The 17887-nt window shown below is 65.2% G+C and carries 15 protein-coding genes; 5 read left to right on the forward strand and 10 right to left on the reverse strand.

The features are described 5' to 3' along the window. Position 1: 1 nt before the first annotated feature. The gene (locus UB48_RS10170) at positions 2-313 is read left to right on the forward strand and encodes a YqfO family protein (protein ID WP_045196485.1); all 312 of its coding nucleotides are present in this window, start codon (positions 2-4) and stop codon (positions 311-313) included. An 84-nt stretch (positions 314-397) separates the two neighbouring features. On the opposite strand, the gene nagE is transcribed toward UB48_RS10170, so the two are convergent. From nagE to tatA, 9 genes are all read right to left on the reverse strand, one after another. Then, positions 398-2065 carry an N-acetylglucosamine-specific PTS transporter subunit IIBC gene (gene nagE, locus UB48_RS10175; RefSeq protein WP_045196487.1) on the reverse strand — a complete coding sequence of 556 codons (1668 nt, stop codon included), beginning with the start codon at positions 2063-2065 and terminating at the stop codon, positions 398-400. Between the two features lie 12 nt (positions 2066-2077). Beyond that, positions 2078-4618, reverse strand: coding sequence for a phosphoenolpyruvate--protein phosphotransferase (gene ptsP, locus UB48_RS10180; RefSeq protein WP_045196488.1), 2541 nt, complete (start codon positions 4616-4618; stop codon positions 2078-2080). 19 nt (positions 4619-4637) lie between these two features. Next, complete coding sequence (locus UB48_RS10185; protein ID WP_156160185.1) at positions 4638-5660, reverse strand: SIS domain-containing protein; 1023 nt, start codon at positions 5658-5660, stop codon at positions 4638-4640. Beyond that, a complete protein-coding gene (gene nagA, locus UB48_RS10190; RefSeq protein ID WP_045196492.1) occupies positions 5650-6747 on the reverse strand; it encodes an N-acetylglucosamine-6-phosphate deacetylase in 1098 nt (365 codons plus the stop codon). The genes UB48_RS10185 and nagA overlap by 11 nt, the downstream gene beginning before the upstream one ends. A 10-nt stretch (positions 6748-6757) precedes the next feature. Beyond that, entirely contained in the window at positions 6758-7489 is a 732-nt protein-coding gene (locus tag UB48_RS10195; RefSeq protein WP_045196494.1) for a GntR family transcriptional regulator, read from the reverse strand. A gap of 80 nt (positions 7490-7569) precedes the next feature. Further along, positions 7570-9081 (reverse strand): Fic family protein, encoded by a 1512-nt coding sequence (locus UB48_RS10200; RefSeq protein WP_045196496.1) that lies wholly within the window; start codon positions 9079-9081, stop codon positions 7570-7572. A gap of 92 nt (positions 9082-9173) precedes the next feature. Beyond that, positions 9174-9953: a twin-arginine translocase subunit TatC gene (gene tatC, locus UB48_RS10205; RefSeq protein WP_045196498.1), complete on the reverse strand. Its 780-nt coding sequence runs from the start codon at positions 9951-9953 to the stop codon at positions 9174-9176. After that, positions 9953-10231: a Sec-independent protein translocase protein TatB gene (gene tatB / locus UB48_RS10210; RefSeq protein ID WP_045196499.1), complete on the reverse strand. Its 279-nt coding sequence runs from the start codon at positions 10229-10231 to the stop codon at positions 9953-9955. Before tatB ends, tatC begins: the two co-directional genes overlap by 1 nt. Next, positions 10231-10455 (reverse strand): twin-arginine translocase TatA/TatE family subunit, encoded by a 225-nt coding sequence (gene tatA, locus UB48_RS28400; protein ID WP_045196501.1) that lies wholly within the window; start codon positions 10453-10455, stop codon positions 10231-10233. The genes tatB and tatA overlap by 1 nt, the downstream gene beginning before the upstream one ends. A 143-nt stretch (positions 10456-10598) precedes the next feature. On the opposite strand from tatA, the gene gspK reads away from it, so the two are divergent. Then, positions 10599-11564 carry a type II secretion system minor pseudopilin GspK gene (gene gspK, locus UB48_RS10220; RefSeq protein WP_045196503.1) on the forward strand — a complete coding sequence of 322 codons (966 nt, stop codon included), beginning with the start codon at positions 10599-10601 and terminating at the stop codon, positions 11562-11564. 24 nt (positions 11565-11588) lie between these two features. Here the strand turns inward: gspK and UB48_RS10225 are convergent, their stop codons facing one another. Beyond that, entirely contained in the window at positions 11589-13637 is a 2049-nt protein-coding gene (locus UB48_RS10225; RefSeq protein ID WP_045196506.1) for a PhoX family phosphatase, read from the reverse strand. Positions 13638-13874: 237 nt separating this feature from the next. Between UB48_RS10225 and UB48_RS10230 the strand changes: the two genes are divergently transcribed. The 3 genes from UB48_RS10230 to gspD are packed head-to-tail and all read left to right on the forward strand — an operon-like array spanning position 13875 to position 17884. Next, on the forward strand, positions 13875-15506 hold the full coding sequence (locus tag UB48_RS10230; protein WP_045196508.1) for a lipoprotein UxpA: 1632 nt from the start codon (positions 13875-13877) through the stop codon (positions 15504-15506). Beyond that, complete coding sequence (locus tag UB48_RS10235) at positions 15503-15928, forward strand: pilus assembly protein PilZ (RefSeq protein WP_045196510.1); 426 nt, start codon at positions 15503-15505, stop codon at positions 15926-15928. The genes UB48_RS10230 and UB48_RS10235 overlap by 4 nt, the downstream gene beginning before the upstream one ends. A 3-nt stretch (positions 15929-15931) precedes the next feature. Next, a complete protein-coding gene (gene gspD, locus UB48_RS10240) occupies positions 15932-17884 on the forward strand; it encodes a type II secretion system secretin GspD (protein ID WP_045196609.1) in 1953 nt (650 codons plus the stop codon). Positions 17885-17887: the final 3 nt, after the last annotated feature.

Consider the following 17887-nt stretch of genomic DNA (forward strand, 5'->3'; position numbering starts at 1 on the left):
GGTGTACAAGCTCGCCTTCTTCGTCCCGCCAAGCCACGTGGAGGTGGTCAAGGCCGCTGTGTTCGCCGCCGGTGGCGGACACATCGGCAACTACGACTGCTGCGCCTGGCAGGTGCTGGGCCAGGGCCAGTTCCGCCCGCTGGACGGCAGTCAGCCGTTCCACGGGCAGGCGGGCGTGGTCGAGCAGGTCGAAGAATGGCGGGTTGAGCTGGTGGTGGCCGACGAGCTGATCGGCTCGGTGGTCGCTGCCCTCAAGCTCAGTCATCCCTATGAAACCCCGGCTTATGAGGTCTGGCAGCTAGCGGACTTCTGAGGGTTCCGGACTTATCGCGGGTCAAGCCCGCTCCTACAGAGGAAGTAGTGATCCTGTGGGAGCGGGCTTGACCCGCGATGCTTTTCAGCCCTGCAACGCTTGGCTCAAGGCAGCAGCACGCTTGCCCAGCAACAAATGCCAGGTCCCGTCCGCCAGCGGACTGACCCCCTGGCACCCCAGCGCCAGCAGGCGCTCGCGCGTCACCTTGCGCGCATCCTTGAGCTCGACCCGCACCCGGGTCAGGGCCACGCAATCCACTTTCAGCAAGTTATCCTTGCCGCCCAATGCCCTCAGCCAGTCTTCAGCGGCCAAGCTTTCGCTCGCCTCGGCTTTCACCTGCGGCTGTTCGACCACATTCGCCAGGGCATGGGGCAGTTGGTTGCGAATCTCGTCGGCAATGGTGTCGGCCAGCGGCCCGACCACCACCTGCAGGCTGCCACCTGAACCCGGACGCACCACGGCCATGGCCCCGAGGGTTTTCAGCACGCCGTCCTGGGCCAGGCCGCGGTCCTTGAGCAGCAGGCGCAGGCGCGTGGTGCAGGCGTCCACCGAGAGCAGATTGGCGGCGCCGCCGAGGGCATCGATATAGCGCTTGCCGCGGGGTGCACTGGCGTCTTGTGCCGGCGCTTCCTCGCTGGGTTGGTCTTCGCGGCCCGGGGTTTTCAGGTTGAAGCGGCGGATACAGAAGTCGAAAACGAAGTAGTACACCAGCGCATACAAAAGCCCGACCGGGAACACCATCCAGCCGTTGCTCGAGCGGCCCCAGCCCAGGGCCATGTCGATGGCGCCACCGGAGAAGGTAAAGCCCAGGCGGATGTTGAGCAGATCGCACAGGGCCATGGAAAGCCCGGTGAGCACGGCATGGATCAGGAACAGCAAGGGCGCGAGGAACATGAAGGCGAACTCGATCGGCTCGGTAACGCCGGTGAGTGCCGAGGTCAGGGCCATCGACAGGAGGATGCCGCCAATCAGTTTGCGCCGCCCCGGCAGGGCATGACGGTACATGGCCAGGCAAGCGGCAGGCAGGCCGAAGATCATCATCGGGAACATCCCGGCGAGGAATTGGCCGGCCCGGGGATCGCCGGCGAAATAGCGACTGATGTCGCCGGTTACCGTCAGGCCATTGGCACCTTCGAAACTGCCAAAGACGAACCACACCAGATTGTTGAGGATATGGTGCAGGCCGGTGACGATCAGCAGGCGGTTGAACACGCCGAAGAAGAACGCGCCGATGCTGCCGCTGTCGAGCAGCAGTTGGCCGAGGCTGTTGATGCCGTTCTGCAGGGGCGGCCAGATCAGGCCGAACAGTAAGCCCAGGCCCACCGCCGATAAACCGGTGGCAATCGGCACGAAACGCCGGCCACCGAAGAAGGCCAGGTACTCGGGTAGCTTGATGTCCTTGAAGCGGTTGTACAGCGCACCGCCGAGCAGGCCGCACAGAATCCCGGCGAGCATGCCCATGTCGATGTGCGGGTCGATGACCTTGAGGGTCGAGACCAGCACCAGGTAACCAATGGCCCCGGCCAGGCCCGCGGTGCCGTTGTTGTCGCGGGCAAAGCCGACGGCAATGCCGATGGCGAAGATCAGCGCCAGGTTGGCGAAAATCGCGTTGCCGGCATCGTGGATCAGGGCGATGTCCAACAGGTCGGTGTCGCCCAGGCGCAGCAGCAGGCCGGCAATCGGCAGGATGGCGATGGGCAGCATGAGGGCGCGGCCGAGCCGTTGCAGGCCCTGGATGAAGTGCTGGTACATGGTGCGCTCCGGTTATTGTTCTGTGCTGAGTGGGGAGTGGCGGTGGTGTAGCGGGCGTGCGGCGAAATCGCGGCAGGCCTGGCGCACCGCGCGGGCGCTGGACAGGCCCAGTAGCTGCTGGCTGAAGGTGCGGCATTCACTGCTGTCGAGCTGGCGCACGCGCTCCTTGATCTCGCCGACCTGCGGGGCGCTGACCGACAGCTCGCGGACCCCGAGGCCGACCAGCACCGCGGTGGCCAGCGGCTCCGAGGCCAGCGCGCCGCACACCCCGACCCAGCGGCCATGGCGGGCAGCGCCCTGGCAGGTCAGGTCGATCAGGCGCAGCAGCGCCGGGTGCAGGGCGTCGACGCGGGCAGCCAGACCCGCGTGGTCACGGTCCATGGCCAGGGTGTACTGGGACAGGTCGTTGGTACCGATCGAGAAAAAATCGGCGTGTTCGGCCAGGCGCTCGGCGAGCAGGGCGGCGGCCGGAACTTCGATCATCACCCCGAGTTCGGCGCGCTGGTTGATGCCCAGTTCGCTGGCCAGGTGGTCCAGGCGCTGGCGGATATCCAGCAGCTCATCGACCTCGCTGACCATCGGCAGCATGATCCGGCAGCGGCGCTGCGGGCTGACCTGCAGCAGGGCACGCAATTGCAGGTCGAGCAGCTCGGGGCGCACTTGGCCCAGGCGAATGCCGCGCAGGCCGAGTACCGGGTTGGCCTCGTGGGGCAGGGGCAGGTAGTCCAGTTGCTTGTCGCCGCCGACATCGATGGTACGGATGATCACCGGGCGATCGCCCATGGCGTCGACTACCGCCTGGTAGGCGCTGAGTTGCTCTTGTTCATCCGGGGCGGTGTGGCGGTCGACGAAGAGGAATTCGGTGCGCAACAGGCCGACGCCGTCGGCGCCAAGAGTCAGGGCCTGGGCAGCTTCGGCCGCCGAGGCGACATTGGCGGCAACTTCGATCAGGCGCCCGTCACGGGTCTGGGCGCTGCCCTGGGCGGCGGCTTGTTGCTGTTGGCGGCGTTGCTGCTGTTGCTGGCGAAGCTGCGCGACTTCGGCCAGGCGTTCGGCGTCTGGCGCGGTTTCCAGCCGGGCCTGCTCGCCGTCCACCACCAGCACCTGGCCGGCCTGCAGGTTCAACAGCTCCGGGCCCAGGGCAACCAGGCACGGCAGGCCACGGGCGCGGGCGAGGATGGCAACGTGCGAAGTGGCGCCCCCGGCGACCATGCACAGCCCGGCCACCGCGTGCTTGTCGAGCAGCAGCAGGTCCGAGGGCGTCAGTTCATGGGCGGCGACAATCGCCGACGGCGGCAACTCGAGTTCGCGGCTTTCGCCGAGCAGGGCGCGCAATACCCGTTGCTGCAAATCCTGCAGGTCGTTGGCGCGTTCGGCCAGCAGCGGCTTGTCGAGGGCTTTGAGTATCGCGCACTGGGCGTCGATGGCCTGGCTCCAGGCGTGGCTGGCGGCGACGCCCTGGTCGATGCGCTGACGTGCAGCGTCGATCAGTGACGGATCGTCGAGCAGTGCCAGGTGCGCTTCGAAAATGGCCGCCGCATCACCTTGTTGCAGGTGCTGCAAGTCGCCTTCAATGGCGGCCTTGACGCTGACCAGTGCGGCGTCCAGGGCCTGGTGCTGCGGGCCGGGCGTATGGCCGCCCGGGTCTGGCGGCAGGCGTATCCCGTCCAGACGCGCCAGCGGGCCGAAGGCCAGGCCCGGCGATGCGCAGACACCGTTGAGGATGCCGGGCTGCAGGTTGGCGACGGGTGTGGCCTGAGCACTGATGGCAGGGGCGGCATGCTGTTCGCCGACGCTCGCGGTGGTGACTGCTGCCAATAGTGCCTGCAGCGCCTGCGCACTGTCGGCACCGCTGCAAACAATTTCAACTTCATCCTGCTCGCCGACACCCAGGCCCATGATCGCCACCAGGCTGTTGAGCGCGGCGACCTGGCCGTTGCAGTGCAGCTCGGCGCGGCTGCCAAAGCCCTGGGCTGTCTGGCGCAGCAAGGCCGCAGGGCGCGCGTGCAAGCCGCCGTGATGAGCGACCCTGGCGCTACCGCGCACGGTTTCGCCGTTGCTGGCTGCTTTGCCTTCAGTGGCGCTGGCAGTGGGGATGACATCCAGCAGCGGTGCGCCCAATGCCACCGAGCGAGTGGTGCGCGGCAGCAAGCGGTAGTCGCTGCTGTCGCTGAGGATCATCACCGTGATAAGGCTGGTGCAGTGTTGCGCAACCAGGTCCAGGTCAAAGCGGATCAGCGGCTGGCCGCGTTCGACCCGTTCGCCATTGGCCACCAGCGCGTCGAAGCCGCGGCCCTGCAACTGCACGGTATCCAGGCCGATGTGCATGAGGATCTCGGCGCCGTTGTCGGCACGCAGGGTCAGCGCATGAAGGGTTTTCGCCAGGTGGATGACGGTGCCGGCGCAAGGCGCCTGCAGGCAGTCGTTGAGCGGGTCGATGGCGATGCCGTTGCCCAGGGTGCCACCAGCGAACACCGGGTCGGGCACCTGGTCGAGCGGCAATAGCGGGCCTTCGAGGGGGGCATGGAGGGTGATGTTTTTGTTGTTGGGCATGCGCAAGGTCCTCGGTGCCTCAGTGAGTTCGGGTCACTTTGCTCAAGTGACGGGGCTGATCCGGATCCATGCCACGCGCCTCGGCCAGGCCTGCAGCCATGACATAAAAGCTCTGGATCGCCAGCAACGGATCGAGGCCCGGGTGGGCGGCGCAGCTTAAGGTCAGGTTGCGCTGGGGGACGTCCGCCGGTGCCGCCAGCAGCACCTTGGCGCCGCGCTGGCGCATGTCTTCGGCCAGTTGCAGCAGGCCCGCCTGCTCCACGCCACGAGGCGCCAATACCAGCAACGGGTAATGGGCATCGATCAGTGCCATCGGGCCGTGACGGACCTCGGCGCTACTGAACGCTTCGGCCTGGATCGCCGAGGTTTCCTTGAACTTGAGCGCCGCTTCCTGGGCGATGGCAAAGCCTGCGCCACGGCCGATGACCATCAACCGCTGGCAGTCGCGCAATTGCTCAATGGCCAGGCTCCAGTCCTGTTCTGCGGCTTCACGCAGTTGCCCGGGCAGGGCGAGGCCGGCTTCGAGCAGCGCCGGGTCTTGCTGCCAGTGGGCGACCAGGCGGGCGCTGGCGCTGAGGGTGGCGATAAAGCTCTTGGTCGCGGCAACGCTCAGCTCGGGGCCGGCGCACAGCGGCAGGTGGTACTGGCAGGCACGCTCCAGAGGCGAGTCTTCGGCATTGACCAGCGCCAGGGTGGTGGCGCCGCGTTCGCGCAGGGTGCGCAGGCTGTCGACCAGGTCCGGGCTCTGGCCCGACTGAGAAAAGCCCAGGGCCACCTGGCCGCGCACCTGCAGGGGCGAGTTCTGCAGGGTCACCACCGACATCGGCAGCGAGGCCACCGGCAAGCCAAGTTGCTGCATGGTCAGGTAGGCAAAGTAGCTGGCGGCGTGGTCCGAGCTGCCGCGGGCGACCGTCAGGGCTACCTGCGGCGCGAGGCTGCGCAGTTGTTCGGCGACGCTGGCAATACGCGCGTCGCAGCGCTTCAACTGGGTCTGCACAACGTTGGCCGCGGCCAGGGCCTCGGCAAGCATCTTAGAGCTCAAGGTGTTCTCCTTCGACCATTACGCCGATCAGGTTGAGGTTGCGATCCAGGCTCACGGCGTCGGCCCAGCTACCGGGCTGCAGGCGCCCGCGTTCTTGCAGGCCGAGGTAGTCGGCGGGGAATTGCGACAGGCGCTGGGAGGCTTCGGCCAGGGGCAGACCGATCTTCACCAGGTTGCGCAGGGCCTGGTCCATGGTCAGGGTGCTGCCGGCCAGGGTGCCGTCGGCCAGGCGCACGCCGCCCAGGCATTTGGTCACGGTGTGGCTGCCAAGCTTGTACTCGCCATCGGGCATGCCCGCAGCGGCAGTGGAATCGGTCACGCAGTACAGGCAAGGAATCGAGCGCAGGGCCACGCGGATGGCGCCGGGGTGCACGTGCAGCAGGTCGGGAATCAGCTCGGCAAAGCGCGCATGGGCCAGGGCCGCGCCGACGATGCCCGGCTCGCGGTGGTGCAGCGGGCTCATGGCGTTGTACAGGTGGGTAAAGCTGGTGGCGCCGGCTTCCAGGGCTGCCACGCCTTCTTCGTAGCTGCCAAGGGTGTGGCCGATCTGCAGGCGCACGCCGCGCTCGCTCAAAGTGCGGATCAACGGCAGGTGGCCGGCGACTTCCGGGGCGATGGTGATCACCTTGATCGGTGCCAGGGCCAGGTAGGCGTCGACCTCTTCGAGCAGCCCCAGGTGGGCGAAGTTCGGCTGCGCGCCGAGCTTGCCGGGGTTGATGTACGGGCCTTCCAGATGCACACCCAGCACTCGGGCGCCGTCGCTGCGTGGTTGGCGAAGGTACTCACCGAGGGCGGCGAGCACCTGGGTCAGTTCTTCCTTCGGTGCGGTCATGGTGGTGGCCAGCAACGAGGTGGTGCCGAAGCGCACGTGGGTACGGGCAATGGTGGCGAACGCCTGGGCGCCTTCCATGATGTCGCTGCCACCGCCGCCATGCACGTGCAGGTCGATGAAACCGGGCAGCAGGTAGGGCAGATCGTTGCCCTGCGGGTCGCAGGGCTGGCCGTCGATGGCGGCGACGCGGCCGTCACGCAGCAACAGGCGTCCGCGTACCCAGCCCGTCGGGGTGAGTATGTTGTGTTCGCTCATGGGGGCTCCGCTAGCGTCGCAGCTCGGCGACAAAGTCGTAGTAGTCGTCGCGACAGTAGGTGTCGGTCAGTTCGATAGGGGTGTTGTCGTCGAGGTAGCCGACCCGGGTCATCAGTAGCATGGCAGTGCCGGGCTCGATGCCGACCCGCGCCGCCAGCTCGGCGCTGGCATTGATCGCACGAATATGTTGCAGGGCGCGCACCACCGGCTTGCCGATCTGGTCGAGGTACTGGTACAGCGAATCGCCGATAGCCTCGGGGTTGCCCAGCAAGCGCGTGGGCAGGGTGCTGTACTCGACGGCCATGACGATGTCATCGGCCTTGCGCAGGCGCTTGAGGTGTACCACCTGTTCGTTGGGCGACAGGCCCAGGCGCACCAGCTCATCGGCCGACGGCGCATCGACGCTACGCTCCAGCCACTGCGAACTGGGCGTGAAGCCCTTCATACGGAGCATTTCGCTGAAGCTCGACAGGCGCGAGAGCGGTTGTTCCAGGCGCGGGGTAATGAAGGTGCCGGAGCCCTGGATGCGGCGGATCAGGCCTTGTTCGAGCAGCACTTCCAGGGCCTTGCGCGCAGTCACCCGGGAGATGTCCAGGGCTTCGCTGAGGCTTCTTTCCGAAGGCAGGGCCTGTTCGGCTTTCCACTGCCCGGCGTGGATGGCCTGTTCCAGATTGCGCGCCAACTGAAGGTAAAGCGGGGTGGCCAGGGTGTCGTCGGGGCGCAGGGCGGTCAACGGAGGCATGGCGGTAGCTTCAGGTGGCGAGTGGTATTAAAAATTTAATACCACTTGAATACCACGTCAATACCACTTGTCAGGCTGTTTCATTTTGCGTCGTCATCAATCGACTCAACCTCAGACTGTTGGTCAGCCAGGGCTTGTCGTGCCGCCTGTTCGATAAAATCGAATACGTGGGCGGGAACCGTGTATTGAAACTGCTTACGCCTGTGCCTGGACACGACACCACCATTGCTCAGGCACATCATGACCAGATTCGAAAGCTCGCTGCCGCGCACGTCAAATTGCTCGTCGACGGCTTTGTAAACGCTATCGAAACAGGCCAGGAAGGTCGTTTCTTCGCGCAGTTCCACTTCAAGCGCATGCTTGGCCATTTCCAGGGTGAAGGCCACGCAAGGCGTTGCATCCCAGTAACGGTAGACGGCCGCATCACCACGGAACTGGAAGTTCAACTGTCCGAAGTCAATCCACTGGACATCCCAAAAATCCCTCACGGGTCGGGAGAAGCTTTGCAGAGCTTGCAGGTATCCTCGCTCGTTCCGTTTCATGGCAACCGACACGGGAAGCAACAGGCCGTTGTCCAGCGCGCCGGCCCGGCACAATGTTTGATGGATCAGGAAGCGAGAAAGCCGACCGTTACCATCCATGAAGGGATGGAGCAGGACAAAGCCGAAGGAGATGATCCCGGCTGCCACCAGTGGATCGGTGCGGGCTGCATCTTCATTGGCAAAGTGCATCAATGATTCCATCAGCTCCCGGCAGAGCTCCGCTGGGGGAGGAACGTAGGTCACACCCGCAGCGCCTTGCAGGGCACCGGCAAGATGGTTCTGTTCATGTCTGAAGGCGCCAGCCATGTCATACGGGTTGCTGATCGTGGCGTTCTGCAAGGCGACCAGATAGTCCTCGGTTAGCGGCTGGCGTTCGTGGGCCTGGCGCAGCAACTGTATGAACTTGCGCGATTTGTCTTCACTGGGCGCTTCCCGTTCGATGGCGAAAGAGTCCTTGGTTTCGTGCAAGTACGCCCAGTTGATGGTGCGGTCCATCATGATGGGCGCCAGCGACTGCATGAACGCCTTGGCGCGTGCTGGAATGTCATAGTCGAGCAGGGCTTTGATGTGCGGCGTACGTTCGACTGTGGCGCAGTAAGCCAGTGAACCGAGGCCATTGAACTCGACCCGCCACCTGGAGCTTCGCTCCCCAGGCTTGGTGATGTAGTGCTCAGGATCGAAAAGGTCCACGAAAGGGCCACGGACCGGAGCTTGCTGCTTCAGCAACTCGCCAGAGAACGCCTCGCGTAAATAGCAGGCCTTACGGATGTATATCCCGTTGGGTGTTGAGCGCAGGGCATCTTCGAATGCTTCGGCGGGGATCTTCGGCAACGCCTGGGCCAATAGCGCAAGGTTGATCCCTTCGTGCTTCAGGGCAAACAGCGCATGACCCAGCAAGTCGTTGGCCGCAGGCGCAATGGCGGCGGGTACGGCCAAGGTGGTACCGATTTGCTGGATACGCGTAACCCGCTGAACGACAGCCGGTAGCTGCAGCGGTACTACCGTCAGTTGAAGCTGCTGATGAAGATGGGCGTAGCCAACCGCTTGCATGCTGGAAATCCTGTTTTTCGGTATCAAAGGCCAGGATTTTCTTCACTGGCCCATGAAAATCTTCAGATTTCTCGAGTATGCCGATTTTTTCTTTAGTTGCCAGGCTCATTTGAGGCCTGAAGGCTGACTGGCATTGTGCGTTGTTCTTTGCGCTCGACCGCAGCACAGGCCAGCAAACCGACCTCAAACAAGATCCACATCGGCACTGCCAGCAGGGTTTGCGAGAACACATCCGGCGGAGTCAGGAGCATGCCGACGACGAAGCAGCCGACGATCACGTAAGGGCGACTTTTGCGCAGGGTACCGACGTCGGTGACCCCGGCCCAGACGATGATGAAGGTCGCCACCGGGATTTCGAACGCCAGGCCAAAGGCCAGGAACAGGGCAAGAATGAAGTCCAGGTACAGGCCGATGTCGGTCATCATCGCCACGCCATCCGGGGTGACGCTGGCAAAGAAGCCGAACATCATTGGAAAGACCACGAAGAAGGCGAAGGCCATGCCCGAGTAGAACAGCACGATGCTCGATACCAGCAGCGGCAGGGCGATGCGCCGTTCCTGGCGGTACATCGCCGGGGCAATGAAGCTCCAGGCCTGGTGCAGCAGCACCGGCATGGCGACGAACAGCGCCGCCATCAGGGTCAGTTTGAACGGCGCGAGGAACGGCGAGGTGACGCTGGTGGCGATCATGCTCGCGCCTTCGGGCAGGTAGCGGCGCAGCGGCTCCGAGACCTGGGTGTACAGGGTCTGGGCAAACGGCAACAGGCCGAGGAATACCACGGCGATGGCCAGCAGGCAGCGCACCAGGCGCCTGCGCAGTTCGCGCAGGTGAGCGGTGAGCGGCATGGCGCAGTCTTGGCTTGCTGTGTTCATCAGGGGTTTCCGCTGGTTGGGCTGTGGTCCGGCTGCAGGCTGACGCCGCGGCGCAGGTCCTGTTCAAGGCGCTGCAAGGGCAGGGCATCGAGTTCCTGGCTCAGGGCCTGGGTGTCCAGTTCGCGCTCGACCTGGGCCTTGATCGAGGCCATGGCGCGCTTGGCCTGGCCCAGGCCGCGGCCCAGGGTGCGCGCCGCCGCCGGCAGGCGCTCGGGGCCGAGCACCAGCAGGGCGACGATGGCCACCAGCAGCAGTTCGGTAAAACCGACTTCGAACATCAGCGCTGGTGTTCCGCTTGCTGCACGCTGTCGACCGGCAGCGGCGCCTGGGGTTTGACCGGGCTTACGGCTTCGTCCGTGGCCGGGCCGTTGCCCATGGATTTGCGAAAGCCCTGGATCGCCTCGCCGACATCCGCACCCAGGCCCTTGAGGCGCTTGGTGCCGAACAGCATGAACACGATCACCAAGACGATAAGCAACTGCCAGATCCCGATACCACCCATGAAAAATGCTCCAAGCTCATGAAAAAGAAGGCCTTATCCTGCCTGCGCTTTGTGACGCAAAAGTGACGTGCAGCTGTATTTGCCATGTGCCTGCAACATCCGTTGTGTTGACTGACGGCTCATTGGCTAGGGATGTGCAGTTCATGGGTGCGAAGCGGCAACAAGGAGCGGCGCTGTTGATGGTGCTGGTGGTGCTGGCGATGCTCGCAGGCGGCCTGACCTGGCTGGTGCAGGACGGTCGCCAGCAGATCGACAGCGTGCGCCTGGTGCAGCAACGGGTGCAGGCCAGGGCCATGGAAACCGCCGGCCTGGCCTTTGCCGAGCAAGCCCTGAAAGACCCGGCCTGGCGCGCCAGCCCGCTGTTCTGGCAGGCGCTGCGCGGGCAGCCGCTGTCTTATGCCTTTGCCGGCGGCTCGGCGGCCTTGCGCATCCGCGACCTGCACAGCTGTTTCAACGTCAACGCGCTGATTGGCGAGGAGAGCGAACGGGCCGCGCGGCAATTGCGCTACCTGCTGGGCGATGACATGGCCGCGCAACGCTTGACCGATGCCCTGGCCGACTGGATCGACAGCGACGGCCAGGCCCGGCTCAGCGGCGCCGACAGCGACCAGTACCTGCGCCAGTCACCTGCGCGCCTGGCGGCCAACCAGATGATGGTCGACATGAGTGAGCTGAACCTGCTGCTTGAGCCCGATGCCAGCCGCCAGCAACGCTATCCACAGTTGTGCGCGCTGCCGCAGACCAGCGGCTGGCGGCTGAACGCCAATGCCTTGAGCCTGGAGCAGTTGCCATTGCTTGAAGCGCTGTACGAAGGGGAGGTGTCACGTTCGCTGCTGACCCGGATCATCACCGGCCGGCCTGCTGGCGGTTATCACGATGCGGGTGCGTTGCGCCAGGCACTGGGGGCAATGGACGACGCAACATTCGCACGGTTGAGCGAAGGCTTGCTGCTCAACAGCGGTGACTTTGCCTTGCAGCTGGAATTCGAACAGGACGGGCAGAAGATGCGCAGCGAGTTTCAACTGCGCGCACGCGGGATCGTGCAGTGGCACGCGCTGGTGCCGGTCCAGCAGGTGCAGGTGATCAGCCGCTCGCCGCAACCCTGGTAAGGGCTGCGCCGAGCGTTGCTTGGGTTACACGCCGATTTCACCGCCATCGGCACGCTGGATCACCACGGTCGAGGCCCGTGGCCGCACCTTGGTGCCGGCCGCGGTAACGGTGGTGGCAACATCCGTGGACGGCCAGTTGTCCGGGTGCTGGATGTTGACGAAAATCGACTTGTTGTCGGGGGTGAAGGCAATGCCGGTGACTTCGCAGCCGTTGGGGCCGACGAAGAAGCGGCGCAGGTCGACCTGGTTCTTGGCGTTGACCGGCACCTGCTTGCCCGCGGCATCGACCAGGTCGGTGGGGATCACCGCCAGCATCTGGTCGTTGGTGTAGTCGGTCAGGGTTTTTTCACCGTTGTCGGTCTGGAACCAGAGGATGCCGCGGCTATCGAAGCTCATGCCGTCGGGGCTGGCGAACTGGTTGAGTTCGGTCAGGCCCGAGCGGTTGATGTCGGCAGTGCCGGCGGCGTTGGCGCCAAACACGAAGATATCCCAGCTGAAGCTCAACTGATCGTCGCTGTCGTGCCAGCGGATGATATGGCCGTGGCGGTTCGGCCCGCGCGGGTTTGCGGCATCGACCTTGGCCGCGGTGCGTGCGCTGTTGTTGGTCAGGGTCAGGTACACGTCGCCATTGAGCGGGTTGACCGTGGTCCATTCCGGGCGGTCCATCGGCGTCGCGCCCAGGGCGTCGGCAGCGCCGCGGGTGTTGAGGATGATCCCCGGCAGGTCGCCGTAGATCGAGCCCAGGGTCTTGCCGCTGCTGGTCGGGGTGTTGACGTCGAGCAGCAGCCACACGCCGCTGCCGTCGGCATTGAAGCGGGCGACGTACAGCTTGCCCTGGTCCATGTACTTGTTGCCGGTGGCCAGGCGGTCGGCCGGGTTGGCATCGGCGGCTTCCCACAGCGCGCTGGAGACGAATTTGTACAGGTACTCGTTGTTGGAGTCGTCGCCCATGTACCAGACCAGCGGCTTGCCCACCACCGCCAGCCCCGGGCAGCAGCCCTCGTGGCGGAAGCGCCCGAGCGCGGTACGTTTTACCGCAAGGGTATTGGCCGTGTACGGGTCGATCTCGACGATGTAGCCGTAGGTGCTGGCTTCGTTACGGAAGTCCTCGGTGGCGCTGGCGCCGCTCGGGGTGACGTTGAAGCGGCTGAATTCACCGTCCACTTCGCTTGGGTCACCGGCGACGCTTTCCCACTTGTAGTTACCGGCCTTGGTGCCGACGCCAATGCGCTTCTGGTCGGCCGGCAGGGTGGCGCTGGTGTTGACGAAAATCCCCGGCCAGTTCTCTTCGCAGGTCAGGTAGGTGCCCCACGGGGTGTAGCCGTTGCCGCAGTTGTTGTTGGTGCCGCGGGCCTGGGTGCCGTTTTTCGAGAAGCGCGTCTTGACGTGCTCGCTGCCGCGCAGGGGGCCGGCGATGTTCATTACCGTGGCGGTGGTGAAGCGGCGGTTGAGCGGGTCGTTGTCGACCACCTGCCAGCGGCCGCTGACTTTCTTCAGGCGGATCACCCCGGCGCCATGGGCGTTGATTTCCTTGCGCACTTCCTCGACCGGACGCTTGCCGCTGCTGTCGCTGGTCGGGCCGTTGGGGTGCAAGGCGTCGGCGTCGATGTATTCGTGGTTGATCGCCAGCAGGCCGTCTTCGGAGCTGCCGTTGATGGGGAAGAAGTGCATGCCGTCATGGTGCATGCCCACCGAGTTGGCCTGGTCGGCGGCGGTGTTGCTACCGTCGGCTTTCCACGGGTTGGCGCTGCTGTTCAGCGGCGTGCCCCAGGGCGCCAGGACGTAAGCAGTGTAGCCGGCGGCGACCACGCAGGCGTCGGTGCGCGAGCCTGGGATTGAAGTGAAGCCGAGCTTCAGTTTCGGCGGGGTTGGCGGCTCGACTACGGGTTCATCGTCATCCGAGTCGCTGCTGTCGAAGCAGCCCGTCAGGCCAGTCCCGGCAATCATCGCGATCGCGGCGCCCAGGCCACCGCGTACCACGCTGCGGCGGCTCAGGTAAGACTCCAGAACGCTGTCCATGGGCAGGTTGCCACTCTGGTTGCGGTTCAGGTTGTCGCCGGTGTCTCGACTCATCAGTTCAGTTCCTTTTGTTCAATGATGCGGCGTGAAAGAAACCGGGACTTTAGTGAGCAAGTGTGATGATTGATTGGCAGTTTTGTTAAAAGGCGTTGAAGGAAATAAATCGTTACCACCTGATTTGCCTGAGGTTTTGCCCTGGCTGTCGATTAACTGCCATCAAACTGTAATCCAGGCGCCCCAATATCCCGGCCCGACAACCAACAAGCGCGAAGGCGACGGGACAGGCTGAACATGCACAGACGGGAAGTGTTGAACTGGATCGGCGTTGGCGCTGCGGCGCCGCTGCTCACGGCCTGCGCGGGCCTGGGCGGGACGTCGGCCGGCAACGACGCGGCGCTCGATGTGCTGTATTTCGCTGACACCCTCGATGCCCGCCAGGCCGGTAAACCGGTGGTCCCGGCCACGCGCCTGGGGCCGGTCACCCACCTCGGCCAGGCGCCCTGGATGACCGGCGCCAGCGCCCGCCAGACCCGCGCCGAACTCAACCCGCTGCTCGACGCCAGCCTCGCCGATGGCGTGCGCACCGGCGGCTACGCGGTGCTGGCGGCCTTGCTCGAGCAACTGCGCCAAGGCGCCGGGGCCGACAACTGCCTGACCCTGGAGAACGGTCAGGGCTGGAATGGCAGCGGCCTGGCCTACCTGACCCAGGGGGGTAGCGGTGTTGAAGGCAGCCAGTTGCTGGCCAGCGACGTGCGGGTCAGCAGCGATGAGCGGGTGCTGTGGCCGCAGCGTTGCACCGGCCTTTATCGGCAATATGGCAAGCCCGTGCTGGGCGCCGGCCTGGCTGTGGAGCAGGGCACCGCGCTGGGTGTTGCAGCCTTTACAGTGTTTCGCCGTGGTGGTGTGCGGGTCGCCGTGGTCGGCATCACCGACCCCTATGCCCAGGACCAGAAAGCCTCGCTCAAGCAGTGGTACCAGTCGCTGCTGCCGGCCTTCGAACAAGCCCGCGGGCAGGCAGACCTGGTGATCGCCCTGGCCGATGTCGGCACCGGCCCCGGCCTGTGGCTGGCCGAACGCCTGAGCGATGCCGACTTGCTGCTGTGCGCCCGTGGCCAGGACTTCTGGCCGGAGCCGGTGACCGTGCTGCAAGCCAGCGGCAAGCGCGTGCCGGTGCTGTTCGCTGGCAATCGCGCTTGCGGCGCCTTCCAGGTGCGCTGCCAGCGAAGCGCTGGGCAATGGCAATTCAGCGCGCATTTTCATCCGGCCTTCGAAAGCAGCCTTACCCCTGGGGCCCAGGCCCGCGCCGCGCAGATCCGTGGTGTGCTGGCGCAGCAACGCGCCGGTCACGCCGCCTGGCTCGATCAACCCCTGGCGCGCGCACCGCAGGCACTGTGGCGCCGTGATACCCGCGGTGGCAGTTGGGACCGCCTGCTGCACCTGGCCCTGGCCGCCGACAGCGGCTACCCGGTGTTGCTCCCGGGCCTGCGCTACGACAGCCCCCTGGCTGCCGGCCAGGCTATCACCCGCGAACACCTGATCAGCCTGACCGGCAGCTACCCGGCGCCGGTGGTCGAAGCGCCTGCCCGGCAAGTCGAGCAGGTGCTGGAAAACGCCGCCGAGCAGTTGTTCGGTGACCCGCTATTGCTCGACAACAGCCAGGACCTGCCGCGCTGGCTGGGCCAGCCCTGGCAGTTGAGCTACAGCCCGAGCGGCAAGCGCGTCTCGGGCTTCAGCGAAACCCAGGGGCAGTGCCGCACCTTCGGCCTGCAGTACGCCTCTAGCAGTGGCGAGCCGCTGTGGCAACGGGTCGAGGCCTGGCTGGCGCAGCAGCCGACCGACTGGCAATTGCCAGCGTTGCAATTGCCGCAGCTGCGCTATGTCCAGGGCCATCCCGGTTGGCATCCCCGTGAGTTGAGCGCGTGATCCGCGCCTCGCGCCTGTTCAGCGGCGCGCTGCTGACCCTGGCTGCCTGGCTTGCCGCCCAGTGTGTTTTGCAGCTCAGCCGCACGCCGCTGCCGGCTGTGGCTGAGGTCCAGCAAGCAACGCCTTTGCCGGGCCTGATGGTCGGCCACTGGCAGGCCCAGGCCGACAGCGGTGAGGTGCCGCTGACCCGTTTACCGCTGGAGTATCTGGGCGGCCTGCGGGCCGTGCCGCTCAGCGCCACGGTGGTGGTGCTGCGTTACGGCCAGGCGACGCGCAGCATGCGCCGTGGCCAGCGCCTGGCGCCGGGTATCGTGCTGGAGAGCATTGACGACCAGGGCCTGATTTTCGACAACCAGGGGCGGCGCGAACGCCTGCCCTGGCCGCCACGGCCTGCCGTGACCGGCTTCAAGCGCCAAGGATGAATGATGATCGCAAGACTCTGCCTGGCCAGCGTGCTGATCCTGGGCCTCAACCTGGCCTGGGCCGAAGAGCCGGTGGCGCTGGATGACAACGAGACGCCGTTATACGAAGTCAATTTCGTCGACACCGAGCTCAGCGAGTTCATCGACAGCGTCTCGCAAATTACCGGCACCACCTTCATCGTCGATCCACGGGTCAAGGGCAAGGTCACCGTGCGCACGGTCGATCGCCATGACAGCGACGCGATCTACGACATCTTCCTGGCCCAGTTGCGCGCCCAGGGTTTCGCCGCCGTCGACCTGCCCAACGGCAGCGTCAAGATCGTCCCCGACCAGGCCGCGCGGCTTGAGCCGGTACCGGTGGAGACGGCGGGCAAACCGGCGCAAGGCAGCGACGGGGTCGCCACCCGTGTGTTCAATGTACGCAACGCCGCCAGCGAGCAATTGCTGGGCATCCTCAAGCCGCTGATCGATCCCCGGGTCGGGGTGATCACTCCGTATCCTGCGGCCAACCTGCTGGTGATCACCGACTGGCGCAGCAACCTGGAACGTATCGACAGCCTGTTGCTGCAGCTCGACCAGGTCAGTGACGAGCCGATGCAGGTGATGCCGCTGCAACATGCCAGCGCCAACGACACCAGCAAGTTGATCAGCCAGTTGCTGGCCCGCGAGCAGGGCGCCGACAGCGCCCAGGTGGTGGCCGACCCACGCAGCAATGCGCTGTTGGTGCGCGGCAGTGCCGACAGCCGCGAGCGGGTGCGCGCCTTGCTGGCGCAACTGGACCGCCCCGGCGATAACCTGCGCAGCTCCAACACCCAGGTGATCTACCTGCGCCATGCCAATGCCAGCGAAGTGGTCAAGGTGCTGCGCAGCCTCAGCCAGGACACCCTGCCAGCCGCCAACGGCGAGGGCGGCAAGGACGACAAGGCGCCGATGCCGGTAAGCAGCTCGGGGATTCGCCTGGAATATGAAGAAGGCACCAACGCCGTGGTCATGGTCGGCCCCGACAGCGAGCTGGCGGCGTATCGCAACATCGTCGAGCAACTGGACGTGCGCCGCGCGCAGGTGGTGGTCGAGGCGATCATTGCCGAGGTCTCGGATTCACGCGCCGAAGAGCTGGGGGTACAGTGGCTGTTCGCCGATGAGAAGTTCGGCGCCGGCACGGTCAACTTCGGCAGCAGCGGCCCGAGCATCGCCGCCATCGCCGGGGCTGCAGCGGGCAAGGACAACGCCGCGTTGGCCAAGCTGCTGTCAGGCACCAACGGCCTGACCGCAGGCTTTGGCAACTTCGGCGGCGGTTTCAACTTCGCCGTGCTGGTCAATGCGCTGAAGAGCAAAAGCGGCTTCAACCTGTTGTCGACGCCAACCCTGCTGACCCTGGACAACGCCGAAGCGTCGATCCTGGTCGGCCAGGAAGTGCCCTTCGTCACCGGCTCCGTGACCCAGGACAACACCAACCCGTACCAGACCATCGAGCGCAAGGAAGTCGGGGTCAAGCTGCGCATCAAGCCGCAGATCAACATCGACAACACCGTGCGCCTGGACATTGTCCAGGAGGTCTCGTCGATTGCCGACAACGCTTCGGCCAGCGATGTGATCACCAACAAGCGCGAGATCAAGACCAAGGTCATGGTCGAGGATAACGGCCTGGTGATCCTTGGCGGGCTGATCAGCGACGAGGTCACCTCGAGTAATCAGAAAGTGCCGTTGCTCGGTGATATTCCCTGGCTGGGGCGGCTGTTCAGTTCCTCTGGCCACCAGGGCGTGAAGCAGAACCTGATGGTGTTCATTCGCCCGCGGATCCTGCGCGACGGCCCGAGCCTGGCCAGCCTGAGCACCGAGAAATACCGCAACCTGCAGCAGGACACTGCCCTCAAGCTGCCGGCCATCAGCGATGACGGCAAGCTTCTGCAGGCCTTTCCGGCCAGCCGTCAGCGCCTCGACGAGGGTGTCTGGTGATGG

Origin of the sequence: Pseudomonas sp. 2(2015) (genome assembly GCF_000955865.1) — a bacterium.
Classification (GTDB): domain Bacteria; phylum Pseudomonadota; class Gammaproteobacteria; order Pseudomonadales; family Pseudomonadaceae; genus Aquipseudomonas.

Coding starts and splice junctions, on each gene's coding strand:
- nagE (WP_045196487.1), bottom strand. CDS start 2,065: ATGTACCAGCACTTCATCCAGGGCCTGCAACGGCTCGGCCGCGCCCTC.
- ptsP (WP_045196488.1), bottom strand. CDS start 4,618: ATGCCCAACAACAAAAACATCACCCTCCATGCCCCCCTCGAAGGCCCG.
- nagA (WP_045196492.1), bottom strand. CDS start 6,747: ATGAGCGAACACAACATACTCACCCCGACGGGCTGGGTACGCGGACGC.
- UB48_RS10195 (WP_045196494.1), bottom strand. CDS start 7,489: ATGCCTCCGTTGACCGCCCTGCGCCCCGACGACACCCTGGCCACCCCG.
- UB48_RS10200 (WP_045196496.1), bottom strand. CDS start 9,081: ATGCAAGCGGTTGGCTACGCCCATCTTCATCAGCAGCTTCAACTGACG.
- tatC (WP_045196498.1), bottom strand. CDS start 9,953: ATGAACACAGCAAGCCAAGACTGCGCCATGCCGCTCACCGCTCACCTG.
- tatB (WP_045196499.1), bottom strand. CDS start 10,231: ATGTTCGAAGTCGGTTTTACCGAACTGCTGCTGGTGGCCATCGTCGCC.
- tatA (WP_045196501.1), bottom strand. CDS start 10,455: ATGGGTGGTATCGGGATCTGGCAGTTGCTTATCGTCTTGGTGATCGTG.
- gspK (WP_045196503.1), top strand. CDS start 10,599: ATGGGTGCGAAGCGGCAACAAGGAGCGGCGCTGTTGATGGTGCTGGTG.
- UB48_RS10225 (WP_045196506.1), bottom strand. CDS start 13,637: ATGAGTCGAGACACCGGCGACAACCTGAACCGCAACCAGAGTGGCAAC.
- UB48_RS10230 (WP_045196508.1), top strand. CDS start 13,875: ATGCACAGACGGGAAGTGTTGAACTGGATCGGCGTTGGCGCTGCGGCG.
- gspD (WP_045196609.1), top strand. CDS start 15,932: ATGATCGCAAGACTCTGCCTGGCCAGCGTGCTGATCCTGGGCCTCAAC.